We start from the raw sequence: 21,931 nt of genomic DNA, 5'->3' as shown, positions 1-21,931 counted from the left end.
GCCGACTGATTCGCCGGCACGGAGCAGAACCCTGCCGTTGCGGCCCGATCGAATATTCGCCTCACTTCACGAAGGAGTACTGCAATGGAACAACCGACCCGCACGCTCCATGGGCTCGGCCAGAGTCTGTGGTTGGACAACATCACCCGCGGCATGCTGGGTGACGGCACCTTGCTCGGTTACCGCGAGCAGAAATCGGTGACCGGCCTTACCTCCAACCCCACGATCTTTGCCCAGGCGATCAAGGCCGGCAAGGATTACGACGCTTCCATCCGCGGGGCCGGCCATACCGATCCGGAAGCCGTGTTCTTCAGCCTGGCCATCGACGACTTGCGTCGCGCCGCAGCGATTTTCGAGCCGGTGTATCAGCATACACACGGCGTGGATGGCTGGGTGTCGCTGGAAGTCTCGCCGCTGCTGGCGGACGACACGCAGCGCACGATCGAGCAGGCGGTGGCGCTGCACAAGCAGGCGGCCGTGCATAACCTCTTCATCAAGGTGCCGGGTACGCCGGCTGGCGTTCCTGCCATCGAGGAACTGATTTTCCGCGGCGTGCCGATCAACGTCACGCTGTTGTTCTCGGCCGAGCAATACCAGGCTGCCGCCGAAGCATGGCTGCGCGGCCTGGAGCGCCGTCATGCAGCGGGACTGGATCTGGACGTGGCGTCGGTCGCGTCGGTATTCATCAGCCGCTGGGACGTGAAAGTAGCGGACAAGGTGCCGACCGAACTGCACAACAAGCTCGGCTTTGCGGTGTGCGGACAGATCTACGCGAAGTATCGCGCGCTGATCAATTCGCCCCGCGTGCAGCGCCTGCAGAATGCGGGTGCGCGCGTGCAGCGTTTGCTATGGGCCAGCACCGGCACCAAGGATCCGAACGCCAGCGATGTGATGTACATCGAAAACCTGGTCGCGCCGCTCACCGTCAACACCATGCCGGAGAAGACGTTGCTCGCGTTCGCCGATCATGGCAAGGCGGAGCACCTGATGACGCTGGATGACCCGAGCATCGCCAGCACGCTGGCGCAGTTCGAGGCGCACGGCATCCAGGCGGAACCGCTGGCGAAGGTGCTGCAGCAGGAAGGCGCAGATTCGTTCGTGAAGTCCTGGCGCGAACTGATCGATACCGTCAGCGAGCGCATGGGAGCTGCCGCATGAGCGCATTGCGCGAGAAGGCGGCGTGGCAGGCACTGCAAACACACAGCCAAGAACTGGCAACGCAACATCTACGCGACATGTTCGCGGCCGACCCGGGTCGTGCCGAGCGTTATCGTGCCGATGCAGCCGGTTGGCGACTGGATTACGCTCGGCATCGCATCAACGATCAAACCTTGCAGCAGTTGTTCGCGCTGGCGCGCGAATGCGGGCTGGAAGCGCGGCGTGATGCGATGTTCGCGGGCGAAAAGGTCAATATCACCGAGCAACGCGCTGCCTTGCACGTCGCCTTGCGCGCGCCTGCGCGCAAGGCGATCAAGGTAGACGGCGCCAACGTGGTGCCCGAAGTTCATGCAGTGCTCAAGCGCATGCGCGAATTCGCCACTGCGATTCGCGAAGGGCGCTGGCTGGGTTTCACCGGCAAGCCGATCCGCAACATCGTCAACGTCGGCATCGGCGGTTCCGATCTCGGCCCGGTGATGGCCTACGAAGCGTTGCGCCACTACAGCGATCGCAAACTTACGCTGCGCTTCGTCTCCAACGTCGACTACACCGATTTCGCCGAGGCTGTGCACGATCTGCGCCCAGACGAAACGCTGTTCATCGTCGCCTCCAAGACCTTCACCACGCTGGAAACCATGACCAACGCGCACAGCGCGCGCGATTGGCTGATGGCTGCGGCAGGCGGCGACAAGAGCGCGGTGGCCAAGCACTTTGTCGCGCTGTCTACCAATGCGACGGCGGTGGAAGAGTTCGGCATTTCCATCGAACAGATGTACGGCTTCTGGGATTGGGTCGGCGGCCGCTACTCGATGGATTCGGCGATCGGCCTTTCCACCATGATCGGGATCGGTCCGGATGCGTTCGCTGACATGCTCGCCGGCTTCCACGCGATGGACGAGCATTTCCGCACGGCGCCGCTGGAACGCAATCTGCCGGTGATCATGGGCCTGCTGGGCGTGTGGTACACCGACTTCTTCGGCGCGGAAACGCAGGCAGTGCTGCCGTACGAGCAGTACCTAAAGCGCTTCCCGGCGTACCTGCAGCAGCTCACGATGGAATCGAACGGCAAGCACGTCACCATCAACGGTGCGCACGTCGACTACGCCACCGGCCCGGTGTACTGGGGCGAGCCGGGCACGAACGGACAGCATTCGTTTTACCAGCTCATCCATCAGGGCACGCGGTTGATTCCCTGCGATTTCGTCGGCTTCGGCCAGTCGCTCAATCCGTACGGCCGTCATCACGATCTGCTACTGGCGAACATGATCGCTCAGGCCGAAGCGCTGGCCATGGGCAAGACGCTGGAGCAGGTACAGGCAGAAGGCATCGACGAGAGCTTGGCGCCGCATCGCGTGTTCGAGGGCAATCGTCCTTCCAGCCTGCTACTGGCGGAGCGTCTTACGCCGCACGCATTGGGTGCCCTGGTTGCGCTCTACGAGCACATCGTGTTCACTCAGGCGGCGATCTGGGACATCAACCCGTTCGATCAGTGGGGCGTGGAGCTTGGCAAGCAGCTCGCGCTGCGCGTGGTGGACGAGATCGAATCACCGCGCAAGCCGCTCAAGCACGACAGCGCCACCAACGCGGCGATCAGCTGGTATCGCAAGGCTCGCCGCAAGATGGAAGAAGGTGTTGCCGCACCAGCCGCGCAAGCACAGCGCAAAGTGCTGGTGATCGACATCGGTGGCAGCCACGTCAAGGCGATGCTGAGCGGCAACAAGCGCGAAGTGGAGATCAAATCCAATCGAAAGTTGACGCCGGCGGACATGGTCAAGCAATTGCGCGCGGCCATTCGTGGCTGGAAATACGATGCAGTGACCATCGGCTATCCCGGCCCGGTGCTGCACGATCGCATTGCACGCGAGCCGTACAACCTCGGTAAGGGCTGGGTCGGTTTCGATTTCGCCAAAGCGTTCGGCTGCCCGGTGCAGGTGATCAACGATGCAGCGATGCAGGCGCTCGGCAGTTACGAAGGCGGCCGCATGCTCTTCCTCGGCCTCGGCACGGGACTGGGCTCGGCGTTTATCGTCGATGGCATCGTCGAACCGATGGAATTAGCGCATCTGCCGTACAAGAAGAGCACGTTCGAAGATTACGTGGGCGCACGTGGCTTGAAGCATCTCGGCAAGAAGAAGTGGCATGCGCACGTGTTCGACGTTATCAATCAGCTGCAGGCAGCGCTGGAGCCGGATTACGTCGTGCTCGGCGGCGGCAACGTGCATCATCTGAATGAACTGCCGCCAGGCGTGCGGCGTGGCGACAACCACAATGCATTCGCTGGCGGATTCCGCGTATGGGAGAACAAAGCATGAGTGCGGGGAAAGCACAGACGGCCTTGCAGTTGGGCTTCATTGGCCTCGGCCGCATGGGTTTGAACATGGTTCGCCGCATGCAGGAGGCCGGCATCGATTGCGTGGTGTTCGACACGCACGTCGACGCGCGTCGCGAAGCTGCCAGCCATGGCGCGACGGCGGCCGAATCGATCCAGGATCTGGTCGCCAAGCTCGACGGTCCGCGCGCGGTGTGGCTGATGCTGCCTACTGCCGTGGTGGATGTGGTGCTCGATCAGCTCGTGCCCTTGCTCAATGCGGGCGACACGGTGATCGACGGCGGCAACTCGCATTACGTGGAAGACTTGCGTCGCGCCGAAGCGTTGGCCAAGCATCAAGTGATGTACGTGGACGTCGGCGTGAGCGGCGGTGTGTGGGGGCGCGAGCGTGGTTATTGCCAGATGATCGGTGGCCCCGAAGCGGCCTACAAACGACTGGAGCCCGCGTTCGCCGCGTTGGCGCCGGGCATCGATGCTGCACCACGCAGCGACAGCCGCAGTGGCGATCCGGTGCCAGCGGAGAAGGGTTATCTCTATTGCGGCCCGAACGGCGCGGGACACTTCGTGAAGATGGTGCACAACGGCATCGAATACGGCTTGATGGCCGCTTATGCCGAAGGCCTCAATGTGCTGAAGAACGCGAATGCCGGCAAGCAGAAGCGCAGCGCGGATGCCGAAACGGCACCGCTGGAGCGTCCGGAGCTATATCAGTACGACTTTCCGATCGGTGACATCGTGGAACTGTGGCGGCGCGGCAGCGTGGTCGGTTCGTGGTTGCTCGATCTCACCGCCGCGGAAATGGCGCGCGATCCGAGTTTGCAGAGCTACACGGGCCGCGTCTCCGATTCCGGCGAAGGCCGCTGGACCGCGCAGGCGGCGATCGACGAAGGCGTACCGGTGCCGGTGCTTACCGCCGCGCTGTTCGGCCGCTTCACGTCGCAAGGCAACGATCTGTATGCCAACAAGGTGATGTCGGCGATGCGCCATGCCTTCGGCGGACATCAAGAGAAAACCAAGGACTGATCATGGGCGCCACCACCCTGGTGATCCTCGGTGCAAGCGGCGATCTCACCCAGCGTCTGTTGATGCCGGCGCTGTATCGCTTGCATACGTTGGGCCTGACGCGAGATCTGCGTATCGTGGGCTATGCGATGGAGCCCTGGAGCCGCGAGCATTTTGAGCGGCACATCCAGAAAGCCTTGCAGTCCTTTGCGCCGGATTACACGCCGGCGCAATGGAATCGCTTCCGCCGCCAACTCGATTACGTGGGCGGCGAGTTGCATCCCGACCACTTGTTGGCGCTCAAAGACAAGCTGAGCCCGGCTACGCTGTTCTACCTCGCCTTGCCGCCGCCGCTGTTCGGTGTGGCGGCGAAGGCGCTGGGGGAAGCGGGTTTTGCCAAGCCGCCGCGTAACGGCTGGCGGCGCCTGATTGTGGAGAAGCCATTCGGCACCGATCTGGCTTCGGCGCAGACGCTGCGCCAGGACATGCATGCGTATTGGGAAGAAGAGCAGATCCTGCGCATCGATCATTTCCTGGGCAAGGAAACCACGCAGAACCTGATGGTGTTCCGTTTCGCCAATCGCTTCATCGAACCGATCTGGAATGCGCAGCACATCGCGCAGGTGCAGATCACTTACGCCGAAACACTGGGCGTGGAAAAACGCGCGGCGTACTACGACAAGGCCGGCGCGTTGCGCGACATGCTGCAGAACCATCTCATGCAGCTGTTCAGTCTCACCGCGATGGCGCCGTTAGCGGAGTGGGATCCGGAAGTGCTGCGCAATCACAAGGTGGAAGTGCTGCGTTCGGTGGTGCCGATCACGCCGGCGACGGTGGATGCGCATGCCGTGCGCGGGCAGTATCGCGCCGGTCAGACCGGACGAAAGAAGGTGCCCGGTTATCGCAGCGAGCCGGGCATTGCGCGCAGCTCGTGCACGGAAACCTTTGCCGCACTGCGTTTGGAAATCGACAACTGGCGCTGGCGCGGCGTGCCGTTCTACCTACGCAGTGGCAAGCGGCTGGCGACCAACTATTCGGAAATTGCCGTGCAATTCCGCGAGGTGCCTGGTGCGTTGCCCAAGGCCGTGCATGCGGGCAACAACTGGATGATCTTCCGCATCCGGCCGATGGAGCAGATGGACCTGCTGGTGACTGCGAAGCGGCCGGGTCTCGAACTGGCTGGCCGCCCCGTGGTGCTGACCGCGCCGTACGCCAGCACGGACGATCGCGAGTTTTCCGCTTACGAGCAGTTGCTGACCGATGCGATCGGCGGCGACCGTACGCACTTCTTGCGCTTCGATGAAGTGGAATGGGCCTGGCGTCTGCTCACGCCCGTGCTCGAGGCTTGGCAGAGCGGCGCGCCGGATTTCTATGCGGCTGGCTCCGAAGGGCCGGTGACTCAGAAACGCTTGCTCGATCCGGGGCATGCGTGGCGGTCGATTGCACGTAACGGCGAGATCTGAAATTCCATCCTCTCCCGCCGGAGAGGATGCGCATCCGATGGTGTGTGCATCAGGCCGGGTAGAATATCGGCATGCACATCTTCAAAGTTTTCCAGATCGAAGCCGCCCACCGCCTGCCCAACGTGCCTGCCGGGCACAAATGCGCGCGCCTGCATGGTCACTCCTTCTGCATCGAAATCCATCTGCGCGGCGAACCCGATCCGCAGTTGGGTTGGGTGATGGACTTCGCCGACGTCAAGACTGCGTTCGCGCCGCTGTACGAGCAGCTCGATCACCACTATCTCAACGACATCGAAGGTCTGGAGAACCCCACCAGCGAGATGCTGGCGCGCTGGATCTGGAAGCGCCTGGAGCCCACTCTGCCGGGACTCGATAAAGTTGTGGTGCACGAGACCTGCACATCGGGCGCCAGCTGCAGCCGAGACAGTTTTTGACGCGGCGCAACATTCACAGTTTTGTCACCAATTACTCACTGCTGTTGAAGTTTTTGTGACCGCGCGGTCTTTTAACAAAAAACATATTGCACTGCACAAAAAGCTCTGCTAGGCTTTGTTCCACTCTCCCAAATCCCCCGCGAGGGACAAAGCCATGACTCAGCAGCTGAACACCCAGATTTTCGCTTACGCCAAGCAGCTTTCCGACAATGCGTTCAAGGCGCACGCTCTGACCATCAAGGGTCTGGAGCAGGTGGCCGAGCTGCAGCTCGCCGCGCTGGAAAAGCAGGCCCAGGTCACGGCCGACTTCGTTGCTCAGGCTGTTGAAGTGCGCGACGTCGACGCGCTGCGCGGCCTGTGGGAAAAGGGCGCTTCGCTGACCCGCGAGCAGGCCGAGAACACGGTCTCCGTGACCAAGGAAGTGATCGCTGTTGCCCAGAAGACCGCTGAGTCCCTCAATGCGCTGCTCCAGGAGCAGCAGAAGGCCGCCAACGAAGCCGTGGCTGCCCCGGTTGCCGCCATCAAGAAAGCTGCTGCTGCCGCCAAGTAATTACCCTCTCGCATATCGCGACTCCCCTTGCGATATGCCCTTAGGCCGGACGCTAACGCGTCCGGCCTTTTTCTTGTCTGGAATTGTGTTGTCCGAAAAGCCCCCCGGGACGGCGTGTCGCATAGTCTCGGCTTGCTGGCCCAAAAGCTGCACTGATATACTTTTTTAGATTGGATCGTGACCCGTGGCGGGTTGATGCCTTGCTACACCGCGGGAACCCTCACGTGCTCAACAGTCTTGCTTCCGGTCGACGCCTTGCTCTGCGATTGCTGCTATGGCAGCTATTCGTGGCGGTTATCGTTGGCCTTGTTTTCGCGACGCTCGGGCTTCGCGAGGCGATTGCGGCAGCGGCTGGGGCAACGTTAGCGGCGGTGGGTACTGCGCTGCTTTCGGCGAGGATGTTCAGCCAGGTGGGCGGCGCCGGTATGGCGCTTGGGCGTCTGCTGACGGGCATGATCCTGAAATGGATGGTGATCATCGGGGGGATGATCGCGATCATGTTTCAATGGAAATTGCCGCCGCTGGCCGCCATCACGGGGCTGGTGGCTGCGTACGCGGTTAATCTGCTGGCATTTAGATTCAAGGGTTAAGAGATGGCAAGCGAGCCGCAGGGCGGTCTTACCGAATACATCCAGCATCATCTGACGCACCTGAATTTCCAGGTCGGTGCAAACGGCTTTTGGTCATTCCATCTCGATTCCGTGGCCGTATCGCTGGGTCTGGGTCTGATTTTCTGCCTTTGGTTCTGGCTGCAGGCGCGCAAAGCCACTTCGGGCGTGCCCGGCAAGGGGCAGGCGTTCCTTGAGATCGTGCTCGAATTTGTCGATGGCCAGGTTAAGGACGTTTTTCACGGCGATCGCCGCTTCCTGGGGCCGCTGGCGTTGACGGTTTTTGTGTGGGTGTTCCTGATGAACGCCATGGACTTGCTGCCGGTCGACCTGTTGCCCTGGGTCACGGAGAAGTTCCACGTCGCTCACTTCCGCGCCGTACCTACCGCCGACGTCAATATGACGTTCGCCATGTCCGTCACTGTGCTGCTGCTGGTGATCTTCTACAGTTTCAAGGCCAAGGGGTTCGGCGGCTACATGCACGAGCTGTTCACTGCACCCTTCGGCAAGTGGTTCGCTCCCTTCAACTTTGCGCTGAACCTGGTCGAGCTGGTAGCCAAGCCGGTCAGTCTGGCCATGCGACTGTTCGGCAACATGTACGCGGGCGAGCTGGTGTTCATGCTGATCGCCGGCTTGTTCAGCGCGGGCAGTTGGCTGTTCTTTGGCATGGGTGTTATCGGCTATGCAGTGTGGGGCATCTTCCACATCCTGATCATTTCGATCCAAGCCTTCATTTTTATGGTGCTCACCATCGTGTACATCTCGATGGCCCACGATCACCATTAATTTCGTTCACTTTCGTTAGAACTACCGCTTTCTTTTTCTTGAGGAGATCATCGTGGAACTAGTCGCTCACATTGCTCAGGTCCAGGGCTTCACCGCCATCGCTCTCGGCTTGATCATCGGTTTCGGCGCGCTGGGCGCTTGTATCGGCATCGGTATCATGGGCTCGAAGTTCCTCGAAGCCGCTGCCCGCCAGCCTGAGCTGGTGCCACTGCTGCAGGGTCGCATGTTCCTGCTCGCCGGTTTGATCGACGCAGCGTTCTTGATCGGCGTGGCGCTGGCCATGTATTTCGCCGTGGCAAATCCGCTGCTGTCGAAGCTGGTTGCAGGCTAATCCATGGGCGGCGCTTCTGCGCCGCCAGCTCGACACGGGCGCATACCGCCCGTGTCCGCAATAACCCGTACGTACAGGTAACGCAGCGATGGAATTCAATGCCACTCTGATCGGCGAAATGATCTCATTCGCCATCCTGATCTGGTTCTGCGTGCACTTCGTGTGGCCGCATCTCACCAAGGCCATCGAAGAGCGGCAGTTGAAGATTGCCGAAGGTCTCAATGCCGCCGAGCGCGCGCACGCCGAGTTGCGGGAAGCCGACAACAAGGCAGCCGCCGAGGTCAAGCAAGCACGCCAGCAAGCGACCGAGATCATCGATCGCGCGCAGCAGCAGGCCAACCAGATACTGGATAAGGCCCGTGCCGACGCGGTGGCCGAAATCAATCGCCAGAAGGCGGCGGCGCAGGACGAGATCGCTTCGATGGCGCAGCGTGCGCGCGAGGAACTGCGCGAGCGCGTCGGTGCCTTGGCTGTGCAAGGTGCGTCGAAGATCGTGCAGCGCGAAATCGATCCGGCGGCGCATAAGGTACTGCTCGACCAGCTCGCGGCCGAGATCTGATCGATGGCCGCACAGTCGATCACTCTCGCCCGCCCCTACGCCCGCGCCGCTTTCGAGCTGGCGCGTGCGGAAGGCGCTCTAGCCGCCTGGTCGCAGGCGCTGGCGTTTGCTGCGCAGGTCTCGAGCGACCCGCGCGTAGCCGCGCTCAGCAACGATCCGCGCGTGCAGCCGGAGCAGTTGGTAGCGCTGCATCTGCCCGAAGGCACGAAGGTGGATGGCGCCTTCGGCAAGTTCCTCACTGAACTGGCCGAGCGGCATCGCGTATCGCTGCTGCCCGACGTGGCCGCGCTGTACGAAACTTACAAGCGTGAATCCGAGTCACAGCTGCTGGTGAAGGTCACTAGCGCAATGGCTGTGGACGCCGCGCAGGCCGAGCAGCTGAAGGCATCGCTCAAGCGCCGCTTCAAGCGCGAAATCGAACTGGAAACCCAGGTCGATCCTTCGCTGCTGGCGGGTGTCGTGATCGATACCGGTAGCGAGGTGATCGACGGTTCCGCCCGCGGTCGCCTGCAGCGCCTAGCCAGTGCTCTGACGCAATAAACAGATTTCAAAAATCACCGGGTGCCGCTAGCGCGGCGCAAACCCAAGGATAACGACCATGTCCAGCACCACTCTCAATCCGTCCGAGATCAGCGAACTGATTAAGAACCGCATCGAGCAGTTCAAGCTCGGCGCGGAAGCCCGCAACGAGGGCACGATCATCAGCGTGTCCGACGGCATCGTGCGCATCCACGGCCTGGCCGACGTCATGCAGGGCGAAATGATCGAACTGCCGGGCAACGCTTTTGCACTGGCGTTGAACCTCGAGCGCGACTCCGTCGGCGCCGTGGTGCTGGGCGAATACCAGCATCTGCGCGAGGGCGACACCGCCAAGACCACCGGCCGCATTCTCGAAGTGCCGGTTGGCCCGGAAATGCTGGGCCGCGTGGTGGACTCACTGGGCAATCCGATCGATGGCAAGGGTCCGATCAACGCCAAGCTCAGCTCGCCGATCGAGAAGGTCGCGCCAGGCGTGGTGTGGCGTAAGTCGGTGGACCAGCCGGTGCAGACCGGCTACAAGTCTGTCGACTCGATGATCCCGATCGGCCGCGGCCAGCGCGAGCTGGTGATCGGCGACCGCCAGACCGGCAAGACCGCACTCGCCATCGACGCGATCATCAACCAGCGCGACTCCGGCATTTTCTGTATCTATGTCGCGATCGGTCAGAAGCGCTCGTCGATCGCCAACGTGGTGCGCAAGTTGGAAGAGAACGGTGCGCTCGCCAATACTATCGTGGTGGTGGCTTCCGCCTCCGAATCCGCCGCGCTGCAGTACATCGCTCCGTACGCCGGTTGCGCGATGGGCGAATACTTCCGTGACCGTGGCCAGGATGCCTTGATCGTTTACGACGATCTCTCCAAGCAGGCCGTGGCCTATCGTCAGATCTCGCTGCTGCTGAAGCGTCCGCCGGGCCGCGAAGCGTATCCGGGCGACGTGTTCTATCTCCACTCGCGTCTGCTTGAGCGCGCTGCTCGCGTGTCTGAGGAGTACGTCGAGAAGTTCACCAGCGGCGAAGTGAAGGGCAAGACCGGCTCGCTCACCGCGCTGCCGATCATCGAAACACAGGCCGGCGACGTGTCCGCATTCGTGCCGACCAACGTGATCTCGATCACCGACGGTCAGATCTTCCTCGAGACCGACCTGTTCAACGCCGGTATCCGCCCGGCCGTGAACGCCGGTATCTCGGTGTCGCGCGTGGGTGGCGCGGCGCAGACCAAGATCGTGAAGAAGCTGTCTGGCGGTGTGAAACTGGCTCTGGCCCAGTATCGTGAGCTCGCTGCATTTGCTCAGTTCGCATCGGATCTCGACCCGGCCACGCGCGCCCAGCTCGACCGCGGTCAGCGCGTCACCGAACTGATGAAGCAGAAGCAGTACGCCCCGCTCTCTATCGCCGAGCTAGCCCTGTCCGTGTACGCCGCTGAAAAGGGCTATCTGGACGATTTGCCGGTGAACAAAGTGCTTGCGTTCGAGAAGGGCATGCACGCCTTCTTCCACCAGAACCACGGCGAGCTGATCAAAAAGATTGTCGCCACCGGTGACTGGAACAACGACATCGAGGGTACGTTCAAGGCTGGCCTCGACGAGTTCAAGAAGACGGGCAGCTGGTAATTAAGAGCCGAGAATCGTCAATCGGGAATCGGAAGAGTGCGAATCCCAGCAGCTTTCAACGATTCCCGATTCACTGTTTACGATTCCCCCGAGCGAGCATAACGAGCGAAGCAAATGGCAAGCGGACGCGAAATTAAAACCAAGATCAAGAGCACGCAGAACATGCGCAAGGTGACGCGCGCGCTCGAAATGGTCTCGGCCTCGAAGATTCGCAAAGCGCAGGACCTGATGAAGGCCTCGCGTCCCTACGCGCGCTCCATGCGCAAAGTGATCGCGCACGTCGCGCAGGCCAACACGGAGTTCAAGCATCCGTTCCTGGTCGAGCGCGCTGACGTCGCGCGCGTGGGCTACGTGGTGGTGACCACTGATCGCGGCCTCTGTGGCGGCCTCAACTCCAACCTGTTCCGCCGCCTGCTGCCCGCCATCCGCGAATGGCAGGACAAGGGTGTGCAGGTCGACGTGGTCGCCATCGGCCAGAAAGCGGTGCAGTTCTTCCGCCGCATCAAGGGCGTGAACCTGATCGGCAGCTCCACGCACCTGGGCGAGCGTCCGAAGGTCGAGCAGCTCATCGGCGTGATCAAGGTCGTGCTGGATGCGTACAAGGAAGGCAAGCTGGATCGCGTTTTCCTCGCTTACAACGACTTCGTCAACACCATGACGCAGAAGCCGACGGTCGATGCGCTGCTGCCGCTGCCGACGGTCGCTGCCGAACTGGAAGCGCAACACGTGGCGGGTGTGGCGCTGGAACAATCGCACGACTGGGACTACATCTACGAACCCGACGCCGCTGCGGTGCTCGAGCACGTGCTCGGCCGCTACATTGAGTCCGTGGTGTATCAGGCGGTGTTGGAAAACCTCGCCAGCGAACACGCGGCGCGCATGGTGGCGATGAAGTCTGCATCCGACAACGCCAACAAGGTCATCGCCGAGCTGACACTTAGCTATAACAAGGCGCGCCAGGCAGCAATTACGCAGGAAATCTCCGAAATCGTCGGCGGCGCCGCGGCGGTTTGATTTGAACTATGAATGGCGACGCTCCAGCGGCGCCGATATGAACCTTAAAGATCCATTTGGAGCACATCCATGAGCCAGGGCAAAGTTGTACAGATCATCGGCGCGGTTATCGACGTCGAGTTCGCACGCGATCAGGTGCCGCAGGTGTATGACGCACTGAAGATCGACGGCACCCAGATCACGCTGGAAGTCCAGCAGGTACTGGGTGATGGCGTCGTGCGTACGATCGCCCTCGGTTCCACTGACGGTCTGAAGCGCGGCCTCGTCGCCCGCAACACTGGCGAAGGCATCAAAGTGCCGGTCGGCAAGGCCACACTCGGCCGCATCATGGACGTGCTTGGTAACCCCATCGACGAAGTCGGCCCAATCAGCGCCGAAGATCACTGGGTGATCCACCGCGAAGCACCCAGCTACGACGACCAGGCGCTCGCCAACGAGCTGCTGGAAACCGGCATCAAGGTGATCGACCTGGTGTGCCCGTTCGCCAAGGGCGGCAAGGTGGGCCTGTTCGGCGGCGCTGGCGTGGGTAAGACGGTGAACATGCTGGAGCTGATCAACAACATCGCCACCCAGCACTCAGGTCTGTCGGTGTTTGCTGGCGTGGGTGAGCGCACTCGCGAGGGCAACGACTTCTATCACGAAATGCAGGACGCCGGCGTCGTGAAGCTGGACAACCTGCCGGAATCGAAAGTGGCGATGGTGTACGGCCAGATGAACGAGCCGCCGGGCAACCGTCTGCGCGTGGCGCTGACGGGTCTCACTATGGCCGAATACTTCCGCGACCAGAAGGACGAGCACGGCAAGGGCCGCGACGTGCTGTTCTTCGTTGACAACATCTATCGCTACACCCTGGCCGGTACCGAAGTGTCCGCGCTGCTCGGCCGTATGCCGTCCGCGGTGGGTTATCAGCCGACGCTGGCCGAAGAAATGGGCGTGCTGCAGGAGCGCATCACCTCCACCAAAACCGGCTCGATCACCTCGATCCAGGCCGTGTACGTGCCCGCGGACGACCTGACCGACCCGTCGCCGGCCACCACCTTCGCGCACTTGGATTCCACCGTCACCCTGAGCCGTCAGATCGCCTCTCTGGGCATCTACCCGGCCGTGGATCCGCTGGACTCCACCAGCCGCCAGCTCGATCCGCAGGTGGTTGGACAGGAGCACTATGACGTGGCCCGCAAGGTGCAGGGCACCCTGCAGCGCTACAAGGAACTGAAGGACATCATAGCGATTCTCGGTATGGACGAACTGTCCGAGGAAGACAAGCAGGTGGTGTACCGCGCTCGTAAGTGTGAGCGCTTCTTCTCGCAGCCGTTCCACGTGGCCGAAGTGTTCACCGGCGCGCCCGGCAAGTACGTGACGCTGAAGGAAACCATCCGCGGCTTCAAGATGATCGTGGAAGGCGAGGTGGACCACATCCCCGAGCAGGCGTTCTACATGGTCGGCACCATCGACGAAGCCATCAAGAAGGCCGAGGAGATGGGCGCCAAGAAGGCGGCCTAAGTAAAGCTGGAAATCGTCAATCGGGAATCGTAAGGCAGTCCGCGCCATTCCCGATTGACGATTTCCGATTGACGCCACTGAGCGAAGCGAGAAAATCATGAGCACCATTCGTTGCGACATCGTCAGTGCCGAGGCCGAGATCTTTCATGGCGACGCGGTGATGGTAGTCGCCACCGGCGAGCTGGGTGAGCTGGGTATCACGCCCCGTCACGCCCCGCTGATCACGCGCCTGAAGCCCGGTCACATCGACGTGGTGCTGGAAGGCGGCGAGCGCCAGCAGTTCTATGTGTCCGGCGGCATCCTGGAAGTGCAGCCGCAGGCGGTTACTGTGCTGGCCGATACCGCCGCGCGTGCCGCCGATCTGGACGAAGCCGCCGCCAAGCGCGCCAAGCAGGAAGCCGAGGATGCGCTGGCCAACCGCTCGGGTACCGTCGACGTGGCCGAAGCGCAAGCCAAGCTGGCTCAGGCGTTGGCCCAGCTGCAGGCGCTGGAGCGCCTGCGCAAGAACCTCAAGCACTAAGCGTTGTTGCTTATCCCTAAGCGAAACGCCGGCCTTGCGCCGGCGTTTTCGTTTGCACACAGCTTTGACGCCAAAGCGCCCCAAAGTATGCGCTGGCAAAAGGTATCCTTAGCGCCCGACCGTGACCCAAGCTATCGACCCGCTATGAGCCAGCCCACCTTGCACGTCATCGTCCTCGCCGCAGGCGAAGGCAAGCGCATGAAGTCGAAGAAAGCCAAGGTGCTGATGCCGCTGGCGGGCCGGCCGCTGCTGGCGCATGTGCTGGCCACAGCGCGCGCACTACAGCCGGAAGCCATTCACGTCGTCTACGGTTTTCACGGCGATCAGGTGCTTGCCGCATTCGACGGCCAGCCCGATCTGCGCTGGACCTTGCAGGCCGAGCAGCTCGGCACCGGTCACGCGGTGGAGCAAGCCTTGCGTAACGTGCCGGACGAGGTGCGGGTGCTGGTGCTCTACGGTGACGTGCCGCTGACCCGTGCTGAAACCCTGCAGCGACTGGTGCAAACCGAAAGCAGCCTATCCATGCTGGCGACGCGAGTGGCCAATCCGCAGGGGTACGGCCGCGTGTTGCGTGATGGCAACTGCTCTGTGCGTGCGGTGGTTGAGGAAAAGGACGCCGATGACGCGCAGCGCGCCATCAACCTGATCAACACAGGTATCGTGTCCGCCGATGCGGTTTCGTTGCGGCAGTGGATCGGCAAGCTCGACCGCAATAATGCACAGGGCGAGTACTACCTTACCGACATCTTCCAGATGGCTGCCGAAGAAGGTCGCGCGGCTCAGTGCATCGAATGCGAAGATCCCATGGAGGCAGCTGGCGCCAATACGCCTTCGCAGCTCACCGAACTGGAAGATGCATATCGCCAGCGCGCCGTGCATGCGCTGATGTTGGAAGGTGTGCGCGTGGTCGATCCGCGACGTGTGGACGTACGCGGTGTCGTAAAGGCGGCACGCGATGTCGAGATCGATATCGACGTGATCCTGGAAGGTGACGTGCAACTTGGCGATGACGTGCGCATCGGACCTTTTTCGCGCCTGAAAGACGTGCATCTGGCAGCAGGCACTGTCGTGCATGCGCATTGCGAACTGGAAGGTGTCATCACGCACGGCCCTTGTCTTATCGGACCTTTCGCGCGCATGCGTCCGGGTACCGAACTCGCTGCCGGCGTGCACGTTGGCAATTTCGTGGAAACCAAGAAAGCGCGCATCGGTGAAGGCAGCAAAGCCAATCACCTCACCTACTTAGGTGACACGGTGATTGGTCGCCACGTGAACGTCGGCGCCGGCACTATCACTTGCAATTACGACGGCGTGAATAAATTCGTCACCACGATCGAAGACGGTGCGTTCATCGGTTCCAATGCGGCGTTGGTTGCACCCGTCACAGTAGGAGCGCAAGCAACTATCGGTGCTGGTTCGGTGATTACCAAAGATGCACCGGCCGGCGAGCTTACCGTAGCGCGTGGCAGGCAGGCGACGTTGCACGGATGGAGGCGGCCTGAAAAACAGAAGTGATCGACCCGTCGTTCACGGCGCGCGTTATCTACCGCACGCCGCGGCTACTTGAACCGCCACCCATCAAGTTCTACCAGCAACTCGCGGCGGCATACGTCGCCATGCATCAGCAGCACTGGTACGCTAGGCAAACGGCGTTGCAGCAGTTCGCGCACGTGCGCCGCATCGGTGGCATGTCGCACGTATCCTTTCAGCGGCGAATGCGTGTCGAAGCCGGCGGGCATGTCCGCCGTGGCCAGCAACGCTTCAAGATTGAGCAGCGTTTCTTCGAGCTGCGCTTCCAGATCGCCTTCGTGCGCCGAAGTATGACCGACCACCGCCGCAGTACCGGAGATCGCTAGTGCATCGCGCGCCGGCAACAACATGCCGCGCGCAAAACCAGGCGAAGTGCGCCCGTATTCGCGCGGATAACGCCACGCGCTGGTCTGGCGCGGATTCTCCACCGCAACACCATCCTCCACGCATGCAAGCAGATAAATCTGCAGCACGGGATCGCGATGATGATGACCGATGGCGGTGGCTGCTGGATAACCTTCCGCGAAGAAATCGCCGAGTCCCGCGGCGCGTCCATCACAGAATTGTTTGTAGCGCTCCCCATCGCCGTCGCCGAGATTGATATCGGCGATGTAATTCCAGATGCGCAATACGTAACGTTCGTTGCGCGTGCTCATGAATCGACGCAACTCGACGTAGGCCTGGTGGGCAGCGCCTTCGACGCCTCCCGTTGTGCGCTCGTCCAGTTCGATGGCCGCAAACAGCCAACCGCCGCCTGCCGACCAGCGCACGTTGTCCTGACGGCCGAAGACGACCTCGGCGTCGACCTGCCACACCTCCAACGGTGCTGGCGCGTCGAAACATTCCAGCGGAACGCGCAGCCAGCGGGTATCGTCGACGTCGGGCGCGCCTGCGCCGAAACCGAAGGCAGCCAACGTGCCGGCCTCGGCCAAAGCCATCGCCGGAGACGTCGTGCGATAAGTCACGCTGGGGGTACGCGGCAGATCAGCGTGAATCTGCAGAATTTCGCTTGCCTGAATCATGCTTGGAAGCAGCAACCGGGAACGAAAGACCCCTATGTTACACTGGCCGGCCACCCGGCCTCCGAGGGGCTGGCCGGGCATCCGGAGCACCGAACAAGCATGTCCACGCAGACCGCCGCCGAACACGAACTGGCCACCCTGATCGTGGAAGCACTCAATCTCGAAACGGTGGCCCCCGCCCAGATCGATCCCGAAGCACCGCTGTTTGGCGGCGACCTCGGCCTGGATTCGATCGATGCCCTGGAAATCGCCCTGGCCGTTTCCAAGCGCTATGGCATGCAACTGCGTTCGGACCATCCGGACAACCAGCAAATCTTCAGCAGCCTGCGTGCGCTGTCCGAACATATTGAACGCGAGCGTACAGCTTGAGGCTGCGTTAATCCGCCTGACAGCTTCAACCGGCATTATCAGTCGGTATCTTCCAAGCGGTGCATGACGTGGACCAGTGCAGCCCAAGCGACGCCAGCTATCGAACGGTGCTCTGCGTAGCGTCGGATCATCCCTGTATTCCCGGGCATTTTCCCGGCCATCCGCTGGTGCCGGGCGTACTCGTACTGGAGCATGTTGCGCGCGCCTTACGTGAATGGCGCGGCCTGCGTCTGGCGTGTGTGCGCGAAGTAAAGTTTCTGGCGCCGTTGTATCCGGAGGAATCCGCCGAACTCGAGCTGGTGGGTCTCTCCGGACAAGTTCGCTTCGAGATGCGTCGTGAAGGAAAAGTCCTGGCGCGCGGCGTGGTCGAGGGTGCGTCGTGAGCGGTCATTGGCAGAACCAGCGCGAAGGTGGTAACCGTTTCTGGCTTGGCGTACTGATCGCCGCGGCCCTGCGCTTCGGTCATGGCGTTATGCGCCGCCTTCTGTATCTGATCAGCTTGTATTACTTCCTGCGCCGAAGCGCAGAGCGGCGTGCCTCGCGCGAATATCTGACCCGCTTGTTTGGCCGTCGTGCAAGCCTGTGGCAGGTGTTCAAGCACATTCACTATTTCGCGACCACCATGCTCGATCGCATCTATTTATTGGCGCACGGCGAGCGCGATTTCGAGATCGAAGTGAATGGCCTTGAACAGCTTCAGCATTACACCGCGCAAGGGCGCGGCGTGTTGCTGGTCGGTTCGCATCAGGGCAGTTTCGAAGTGCTGCGTGTACTCGCGGCGCGTTGTCCGGAAGTGCCATTGCGTGTTCTTCTGGACAAACAAAAGACGCCCGCCATCACCGAGCTGCTGGAAGCGCTGGCGCCGGAAGTCGGCGAGGCGGTCATCGATGTTTCGCAAGGCGGCGCTGCGATCACGCTGGCGATTGCGGAAACCTGCCGGACTGGCGGCATGGTGGCCCTGCTGGCTGATCGTGGACGCGCTCACGAAACGCTGCGCCGCGTGGACTTTTTAGGCGAGTCGGCGCCGTTTCCCATCGGCCCCTGGTTGCTGGCCAATACGCTGCAAGTGCCGGTGATACTGTGCTTTGGTCTCTATCGTGGCGGGCGTCGCTATGCATTGAGTTTCGAACTCTTCATGGAGCGCGTGGAGATTCCGCGCGAGACTCGCCATCAGGTACTGGATGAGATTTTGCGCCGGTACGCGCAACGCCTAGAACATTACGCCCACCTGGAACCGTACAACTGGTTCAACTTTTATGACTTCTGGCAGCAGGACATCGCACAGGCGCATGCGGTGACGGCGACACCGACCGTGCGCGAAGCATGAACGTGTTGAGTCAGGAAGCATGGGCTGCGTCGATTCCGCATGCCGGTGCGATGGCACTGCTGGATGCGGTCGTCGTCTGGGATGAAACGACCATCCATGCGATCGGTGAGCGGTATAGGCCCGGCGAGCATCCTCTGCGTAGTGCCGCCGGTTTGCATGCTGTGCATCTAGCCGAATACGGCGCTCAGGCTACGGCGGTGCATGGCGCGTTGCTCGGTGAAACCAAGATGCAGGCTGGCCGTTTGGTCAGTTTGCGCGATGTGCAACTGGCGGTCGAATACGTGGATTTGTCGAATGGGCATTTGGACGTCCGTGCGGAACGTCTCTTCGCTGACGAGCGTGGCACGCAGTATGCGTTCAAGGTCGAGCAGCAAGGGCAGCAGTTGGCGTCAGGTCGTGTCGCAGTGATGTACACGTAAGTCTAAGGCTATCATCGCCGCGAAAGACGCAGGCGCGATTCGCTCATTTACTGGAATAGAGCGATTACGCCGTTCGATGCGAGTAGGTATCGTCCACGATCAACGGCGCTGACCGGGAACGCGTATAGCTCGCCCAGAGCTTGCCGTAGTGGAGCACGCGCCCGAAGGTATACAAAGCGATTCGCATTACGTCGCGCACTGGGCTGAAATGGCTTAGGCGGAACGCGCCATCGTAGCGCGAGGCGATGGGCACTGAGACGATGCCGAGGCCTTTTTCGCGCGAAGCGGCAATCAGCACGGCCGCTTCGAACACGAAGTTTTCCGCATCCAGTTCCACCAGCTCCAGGGCGCTGCGCGGATACCAGCGCTGGCCACTTTGCGTATCGGCTACCGGCTGCGCGCAAGCCCAGGAAATGCCCCAGTCCGCGACGGCATTGGCGCGGCGACGTCCTTTGGGTTGCTGTTCGCGCTGCAGCAGGCGTGCGCCAATCACGATGTGATCGGGAAAGCGCTTGCCGACGTCGACCAGGCGCGGAATGTCTTCCGCCAAGTGCTGGCCGTCGCCATCCATCGTGACCACCGCGTCAAAACCCTGTCGCAACGCTTCGCGAAAACCGATGCGCAAGGCTTCACCCTTACCTTTGCGCTGGTTGTGGCGCAGCAACGTGACTGGCAATGCGCGGATAATCTCCGGTGTGCGATCGTCCGAGCCGTCGTCGATGACGATCACCGGCACGTGAAGCCGCAGCGCCGATTTCACCACCGAGGCGATGGCCTTTTCCTCGTTGAGGCAAGGAATCAATATGCACCAACGCAATGCGCTGTTCACACGGTAACCTCTATTTGTATGTGCAATCCAAGCCGCTCCGATGCCGCCAGCACGCATTCGCCTTCACCGTTGGACAGCATGGCCAGCAATGGCACGCATGCGGCGGAAGGATTGTCGCGCATCCATGCCCCGCACTCGGCAGGCAGCGAGGCGTGCCGAGGCAGTGCCGCCGTCGTGGTGAGCCGCAGTCGCTTGCTTGCATGAGTGGCCGGCGACAGCACCAACGCGCAACCGAACGCCGTCGTGCATCCGATCAGCTCGCCGAGCGGTCCAACGCCGGCAGTGTCGCTTGAGACCAGCAGCACAGGGCGTTGATCGGAGCAAGCCAGCGCGGCGGCTTCCAACAATCCGGCGCCGAAACTTGCATCACCCGCGCACGCGGCGCTGGATGGTGCGCGGCAGTTCGTTGCGATGGTCCAGTAGCCGGCCGCTGCGTTGTGCACCGAATTGTGGAAGCGCGTGGGTGAAAGCTCGGTGGGTGCACCCGCCAGCATGCGGCACATGTAATCGGTGGTGGCTTGGTCACCGTAGGCCGAAGCGAATACGCAGGCCAAGCTGTCGGCGGCGCGTCCGCTCATGGCGATGGCTTGCGAAGCGGCTTCGATGGCGATCAGCACGCTTTCCGGTGCGCGTCGGCGTTCGTTGGGCGATAAGGCAGACGCTTCTGGACGCGCACCCGGCGCAGCAGGTGTTTCGCCAGCAAGCAGGCAACGCAGTGCATCGATATTCGCGAGTTGTGGCGACCAAAGGCCGATGCCTTCCACCTCGATATGCATCGTATTCATACCGCTGCATCCACACGCGCAAAGGCGAGGCATGCATTGCTGCCGCCGAAGCCGAACGAATGACTGAGCGCCACTTTCAACGGACGGTTTTCGTTATGCCACGCAAAATGCGCCGAGCACGCCGGATCAGGTTGCACGATGCCTGCATTGCCGGGCACGAAACCTTCGCGCAAGGCCAGCAGCGTGATCGCCGCTTCGAGCATTCCGGCCGCACCTAGTGTGTGGCCGGTAAGCCCCTTGGTGGAACTGACGCGCGTGCTGGTGGGAAACAGGCGTGCCACCAGCGCCGCTTCCATCGCATCATTCTTCTGGCTCGCCGTGCCGTGCAGGTTGATGTAGTCCACGTGCGATACGTCGAATCCCGCACGATCGAAGAGGTCGCGCAAAGCCAGTTCTGCGCCAGCGCCTTCCGGATCCGGTGTGGACATGTGATGCGCATCGCTCGATTCGCCACAACCCAGCAATCGAAGCGGAGCATCCGGCTGCGATTCGATGCGTTCCAGCAAGGCGAAGCCGGCAGCTTCTCCGATGGAGATGCCTCGGCGCGTTGCATCGAACGGACGGCAAGGCTCGGGCGATACCAGCTCCAGCGAATTGAAGCCGAACAACGTGCTCTCGCAAAGCGAATCGACACCGCCGACGATGGCAGCATCGACCAGCCCCAGGCGGATAAGCCGCTCTGCACTGGCAAACACTTTGGCGCTGGAGGAGCAGGCGGTGGAAATGGTGAGGCAGGGGCCGCCGATATCTAGTGCGCTCGCCACGAAGGCGGTAAGCGAGTGCGGTGTGTGGATGGCGGTGCGATGCAGATTGGAGGGCAGGCGGCCGTCTTCCAGGCGTCGGTAGCCTTCCTCGGTGGCGCCGATGCTGGCTGTCGACGTGCCCAGCAGTAGCGCCAGGCGGGTTGCGCCGTAGCGCTCTCGGGTCGCACCAATTTTCGCCAGGAAACCATCTTGGTTTAGACCCAGCCATGCCAGGCGATTGTTGCGGCACTCCCATTCGGCGTAGGCCGCTGGCAATGCGGCATCTTCCAAGCCGTCGACGCATCCGAGCCAGCAGGGCAGTGGCGCATGGCTAAAATCATTGGCGCGCAGGCCGCTGCGTTGTTGACGAAGCGCGTGCAGATGAGCGTCCAGGCCAAGGCCCAGTGCGGAGGTGACGGTATAGGCCGTTACCGCAAGTGGAAGGGTTGTCACGCGCATGTCATGAGCCTAGCCAGCAGCCTGGGGCTTGCCTAGATGGCT

Annotated in this window: 24 protein-coding genes; 20 read left to right on the top strand and 4 right to left on the bottom strand. The window is 61.8% G+C overall.

From position 1 onward, the window contains the following. The first annotated feature begins 84 nt into the window (after positions 1-84). The 16 genes from tal (at position 85) to glmU (ending at position 15,921) form a co-directional block, all read left to right on the top strand. On the top strand, positions 85-1,158 hold the full coding sequence (tal, locus tag ISP18_RS16775; protein ID WP_380014590.1) for a transaldolase: 1,074 nt from the start codon (positions 85-87) through the stop codon (positions 1,156-1,158). Continuing rightward, positions 1,155-3,470: a glucose-6-phosphate isomerase gene (pgi, locus tag ISP18_RS16770; protein ID WP_380014587.1), complete on the top strand. Its 2,316-nt coding sequence runs from the start codon at positions 1,155-1,157 to the stop codon at positions 3,468-3,470. Before tal ends, pgi begins: the two co-directional genes overlap by 4 nt. Beyond that, complete coding sequence (gene gnd / locus ISP18_RS16765; protein WP_380014584.1) at positions 3,467-4,510, top strand: phosphogluconate dehydrogenase (NAD(+)-dependent, decarboxylating); 1,044 nt, start codon at positions 3,467-3,469, stop codon at positions 4,508-4,510. The genes pgi and gnd overlap by 4 nt, the downstream gene beginning before the upstream one ends. Positions 4,511-4,512: 2 nt before the next feature. Further along, the gene (gene zwf, locus ISP18_RS16760) at positions 4,513-5,952 is read left to right on the top strand and encodes a glucose-6-phosphate dehydrogenase (protein WP_380014581.1); all 1,440 of its coding nucleotides are present in this window, start codon (positions 4,513-4,515) and stop codon (positions 5,950-5,952) included. Positions 5,953-6,023: 71 nt separating this feature from the next. Next, a complete protein-coding gene (queD, locus tag ISP18_RS16755) occupies positions 6,024-6,386 on the top strand; it encodes a 6-carboxytetrahydropterin synthase QueD (RefSeq protein WP_380014578.1) in 363 nt (120 codons plus the stop codon). Positions 6,387-6,540: 154 nt separating this feature from the next. Beyond that, entirely contained in the window at positions 6,541-6,936 is a 396-nt protein-coding gene (locus ISP18_RS16750) for a phasin family protein (protein WP_380014575.1), read from the top strand. 287 nt (positions 6,937-7,223) lie between these two features. Continuing rightward, positions 7,224-7,526, top strand: coding sequence for a hypothetical protein (locus ISP18_RS16745; protein WP_380014572.1), 303 nt, complete (start codon positions 7,224-7,226; stop codon positions 7,524-7,526). A 3-nt stretch (positions 7,527-7,529) separates the two neighbouring features. Continuing rightward, positions 7,530-8,330: a F0F1 ATP synthase subunit A gene (atpB, locus tag ISP18_RS16740; protein WP_380014569.1), complete on the top strand. Its 801-nt coding sequence runs from the start codon at positions 7,530-7,532 to the stop codon at positions 8,328-8,330. Between the two features lie 52 nt (positions 8,331-8,382). Then, positions 8,383-8,661: a F0F1 ATP synthase subunit C gene (atpE, locus tag ISP18_RS16735; RefSeq protein ID WP_284321078.1), complete on the top strand. Its 279-nt coding sequence runs from the start codon at positions 8,383-8,385 to the stop codon at positions 8,659-8,661. 88 nt (positions 8,662-8,749) lie between these two features. Further along, positions 8,750-9,220: a F0F1 ATP synthase subunit B gene (locus ISP18_RS16730; RefSeq protein WP_380014566.1), complete on the top strand. Its 471-nt coding sequence runs from the start codon at positions 8,750-8,752 to the stop codon at positions 9,218-9,220. A gap of 3 nt (positions 9,221-9,223) precedes the next feature. Beyond that, entirely contained in the window at positions 9,224-9,760 is a 537-nt protein-coding gene (locus tag ISP18_RS16725) for a F0F1 ATP synthase subunit delta (RefSeq protein ID WP_380014563.1), read from the top strand. Between the two features lie 58 nt (positions 9,761-9,818). Continuing rightward, positions 9,819-11,369: a F0F1 ATP synthase subunit alpha gene (gene atpA, locus ISP18_RS16720; protein ID WP_380014560.1), complete on the top strand. Its 1,551-nt coding sequence runs from the start codon at positions 9,819-9,821 to the stop codon at positions 11,367-11,369. Positions 11,370-11,483: 114 nt separating this feature from the next. Continuing rightward, a complete protein-coding gene (atpG, locus tag ISP18_RS16715; protein WP_380014557.1) occupies positions 11,484-12,383 on the top strand; it encodes a F0F1 ATP synthase subunit gamma in 900 nt (299 codons plus the stop codon). Positions 12,384-12,452: 69 nt separating this feature from the next. Beyond that, entirely contained in the window at positions 12,453-13,886 is a 1,434-nt protein-coding gene (atpD, locus tag ISP18_RS16710; protein WP_380014554.1) for a F0F1 ATP synthase subunit beta, read from the top strand. A 97-nt stretch (positions 13,887-13,983) separates the two neighbouring features. Beyond that, positions 13,984-14,406 (top strand): F0F1 ATP synthase subunit epsilon, encoded by a 423-nt coding sequence (locus ISP18_RS16705; RefSeq protein ID WP_380014551.1) that lies wholly within the window; start codon positions 13,984-13,986, stop codon positions 14,404-14,406. 144 nt (positions 14,407-14,550) lie between these two features. Beyond that, positions 14,551-15,921: a bifunctional UDP-N-acetylglucosamine diphosphorylase/glucosamine-1-phosphate N-acetyltransferase GlmU gene (glmU, locus tag ISP18_RS16700; protein WP_380014548.1), complete on the top strand. Its 1,371-nt coding sequence runs from the start codon at positions 14,551-14,553 to the stop codon at positions 15,919-15,921. A gap of 44 nt (positions 15,922-15,965) precedes the next feature. On the opposite strand, the gene ISP18_RS16695 is transcribed toward glmU, so the two are convergent. Next, complete coding sequence (locus ISP18_RS16695; protein ID WP_380014545.1) at positions 15,966-16,958, bottom strand: chorismate transformation enzyme, FkbO/Hyg5 family; 993 nt, start codon at positions 16,956-16,958, stop codon at positions 15,966-15,968. Between the two features lie 99 nt (positions 16,959-17,057). On the opposite strand from ISP18_RS16695, the gene ISP18_RS16690 reads away from it, so the two are divergent. From ISP18_RS16690 to ISP18_RS16675, 4 genes are all read left to right on the top strand, one after another. Continuing rightward, positions 17,058-17,327: a phosphopantetheine-binding protein gene (locus ISP18_RS16690; protein ID WP_380014542.1), complete on the top strand. Its 270-nt coding sequence runs from the start codon at positions 17,058-17,060 to the stop codon at positions 17,325-17,327. Positions 17,328-17,395: 68 nt separating this feature from the next. Then, positions 17,396-17,710, top strand: coding sequence for a hydroxymyristoyl-ACP dehydratase (locus ISP18_RS16685; RefSeq protein ID WP_380014539.1), 315 nt, complete (start codon positions 17,396-17,398; stop codon positions 17,708-17,710). Further along, the gene (locus ISP18_RS16680; protein WP_380014536.1) at positions 17,707-18,654 is read left to right on the top strand and encodes an LpxL/LpxP family acyltransferase; all 948 of its coding nucleotides are present in this window, start codon (positions 17,707-17,709) and stop codon (positions 18,652-18,654) included. Before ISP18_RS16685 ends, ISP18_RS16680 begins: the two co-directional genes overlap by 4 nt. Positions 18,655-18,656: 2 nt before the next feature. Further along, the gene (locus tag ISP18_RS16675) at positions 18,657-19,073 is read left to right on the top strand and encodes a phosphotransferase (RefSeq protein WP_380015879.1); all 417 of its coding nucleotides are present in this window, start codon (positions 18,657-18,659) and stop codon (positions 19,071-19,073) included. A 64-nt stretch (positions 19,074-19,137) separates the two neighbouring features. Here ISP18_RS16675 and ISP18_RS16670 read toward each other — a convergent pair whose 3' ends face one another. The 3 genes from ISP18_RS16670 to ISP18_RS16660 are packed head-to-tail and all read right to left on the bottom strand — an operon-like array spanning position 19,138 to position 21,889. Further along, positions 19,138-19,902, bottom strand: coding sequence for a glycosyltransferase family 2 protein (locus ISP18_RS16670; RefSeq protein ID WP_380014533.1), 765 nt, complete (start codon positions 19,900-19,902; stop codon positions 19,138-19,140). Continuing rightward, the gene (locus ISP18_RS16665; protein ID WP_380014530.1) at positions 19,899-20,687 is read right to left on the bottom strand and encodes a beta-ketoacyl synthase chain length factor; all 789 of its coding nucleotides are present in this window, start codon (positions 20,685-20,687) and stop codon (positions 19,899-19,901) included. Before ISP18_RS16665 ends, ISP18_RS16670 begins: the two co-directional genes overlap by 4 nt. Continuing rightward, the gene (locus ISP18_RS16660; protein ID WP_380014527.1) at positions 20,684-21,889 is read right to left on the bottom strand and encodes a beta-ketoacyl-[acyl-carrier-protein] synthase family protein; all 1,206 of its coding nucleotides are present in this window, start codon (positions 21,887-21,889) and stop codon (positions 20,684-20,686) included. The genes ISP18_RS16665 and ISP18_RS16660 overlap by 4 nt, the downstream gene beginning before the upstream one ends. Between the last annotated feature and the right edge of the window lie 42 nt (positions 21,890-21,931).

Source organism: Dyella humi, assembly GCF_044904605.1.
GTDB lineage: Bacteria > Pseudomonadota > Gammaproteobacteria > Xanthomonadales > Rhodanobacteraceae > Dyella_B > Dyella_B humi.
The sequence above is the reverse complement of the archived record's forward strand: the minus strand, read 5'-3'. Positions and strand labels throughout refer to the sequence as shown.

What these genes read in the sequence shown, in the direction of transcription:
- tal (WP_380014590.1), top strand. Translation starts at nt 85, where the DNA reads ATGGAACAACCGACCCGCACGCTCCATGGGCTCGGCCAGAGTCTGTGG.
- pgi (WP_380014587.1), top strand. Translation starts at nt 1,155, where the DNA reads ATGAGCGCATTGCGCGAGAAGGCGGCGTGGCAGGCACTGCAAACACAC.
- gnd (WP_380014584.1), top strand. Translation starts at nt 3,467, where the DNA reads ATGAGTGCGGGGAAAGCACAGACGGCCTTGCAGTTGGGCTTCATTGGC.
- zwf (WP_380014581.1), top strand. Translation starts at nt 4,513, where the DNA reads ATGGGCGCCACCACCCTGGTGATCCTCGGTGCAAGCGGCGATCTCACC.
- queD (WP_380014578.1), top strand. Translation starts at nt 6,024, where the DNA reads ATGCACATCTTCAAAGTTTTCCAGATCGAAGCCGCCCACCGCCTGCCC.
- ISP18_RS16750 (WP_380014575.1), top strand. Translation starts at nt 6,541, where the DNA reads ATGACTCAGCAGCTGAACACCCAGATTTTCGCTTACGCCAAGCAGCTT.
- atpB (WP_380014569.1), top strand. Translation starts at nt 7,530, where the DNA reads ATGGCAAGCGAGCCGCAGGGCGGTCTTACCGAATACATCCAGCATCAT.
- ISP18_RS16730 (WP_380014566.1), top strand. Translation starts at nt 8,750, where the DNA reads ATGGAATTCAATGCCACTCTGATCGGCGAAATGATCTCATTCGCCATC.
- ISP18_RS16725 (WP_380014563.1), top strand. Translation starts at nt 9,224, where the DNA reads ATGGCCGCACAGTCGATCACTCTCGCCCGCCCCTACGCCCGCGCCGCT.
- atpA (WP_380014560.1), top strand. Translation starts at nt 9,819, where the DNA reads ATGTCCAGCACCACTCTCAATCCGTCCGAGATCAGCGAACTGATTAAG.
- atpG (WP_380014557.1), top strand. Translation starts at nt 11,484, where the DNA reads ATGGCAAGCGGACGCGAAATTAAAACCAAGATCAAGAGCACGCAGAAC.
- atpD (WP_380014554.1), top strand. Translation starts at nt 12,453, where the DNA reads ATGAGCCAGGGCAAAGTTGTACAGATCATCGGCGCGGTTATCGACGTC.
- ISP18_RS16705 (WP_380014551.1), top strand. Translation starts at nt 13,984, where the DNA reads ATGAGCACCATTCGTTGCGACATCGTCAGTGCCGAGGCCGAGATCTTT.
- glmU (WP_380014548.1), top strand. Translation starts at nt 14,551, where the DNA reads ATGAGCCAGCCCACCTTGCACGTCATCGTCCTCGCCGCAGGCGAAGGC.
- ISP18_RS16695 (WP_380014545.1), bottom strand. Translation starts at nt 16,958, where the DNA reads ATGATTCAGGCAAGCGAAATTCTGCAGATTCACGCTGATCTGCCGCGT.
- ISP18_RS16690 (WP_380014542.1), top strand. Translation starts at nt 17,058, where the DNA reads ATGTCCACGCAGACCGCCGCCGAACACGAACTGGCCACCCTGATCGTG.
- ISP18_RS16665 (WP_380014530.1), bottom strand. Translation starts at nt 20,687, where the DNA reads ATGAATACGATGCATATCGAGGTGGAAGGCATCGGCCTTTGGTCGCCA.
- ISP18_RS16660 (WP_380014527.1), bottom strand. Translation starts at nt 21,889, where the DNA reads ATGCGCGTGACAACCCTTCCACTTGCGGTAACGGCCTATACCGTCACC.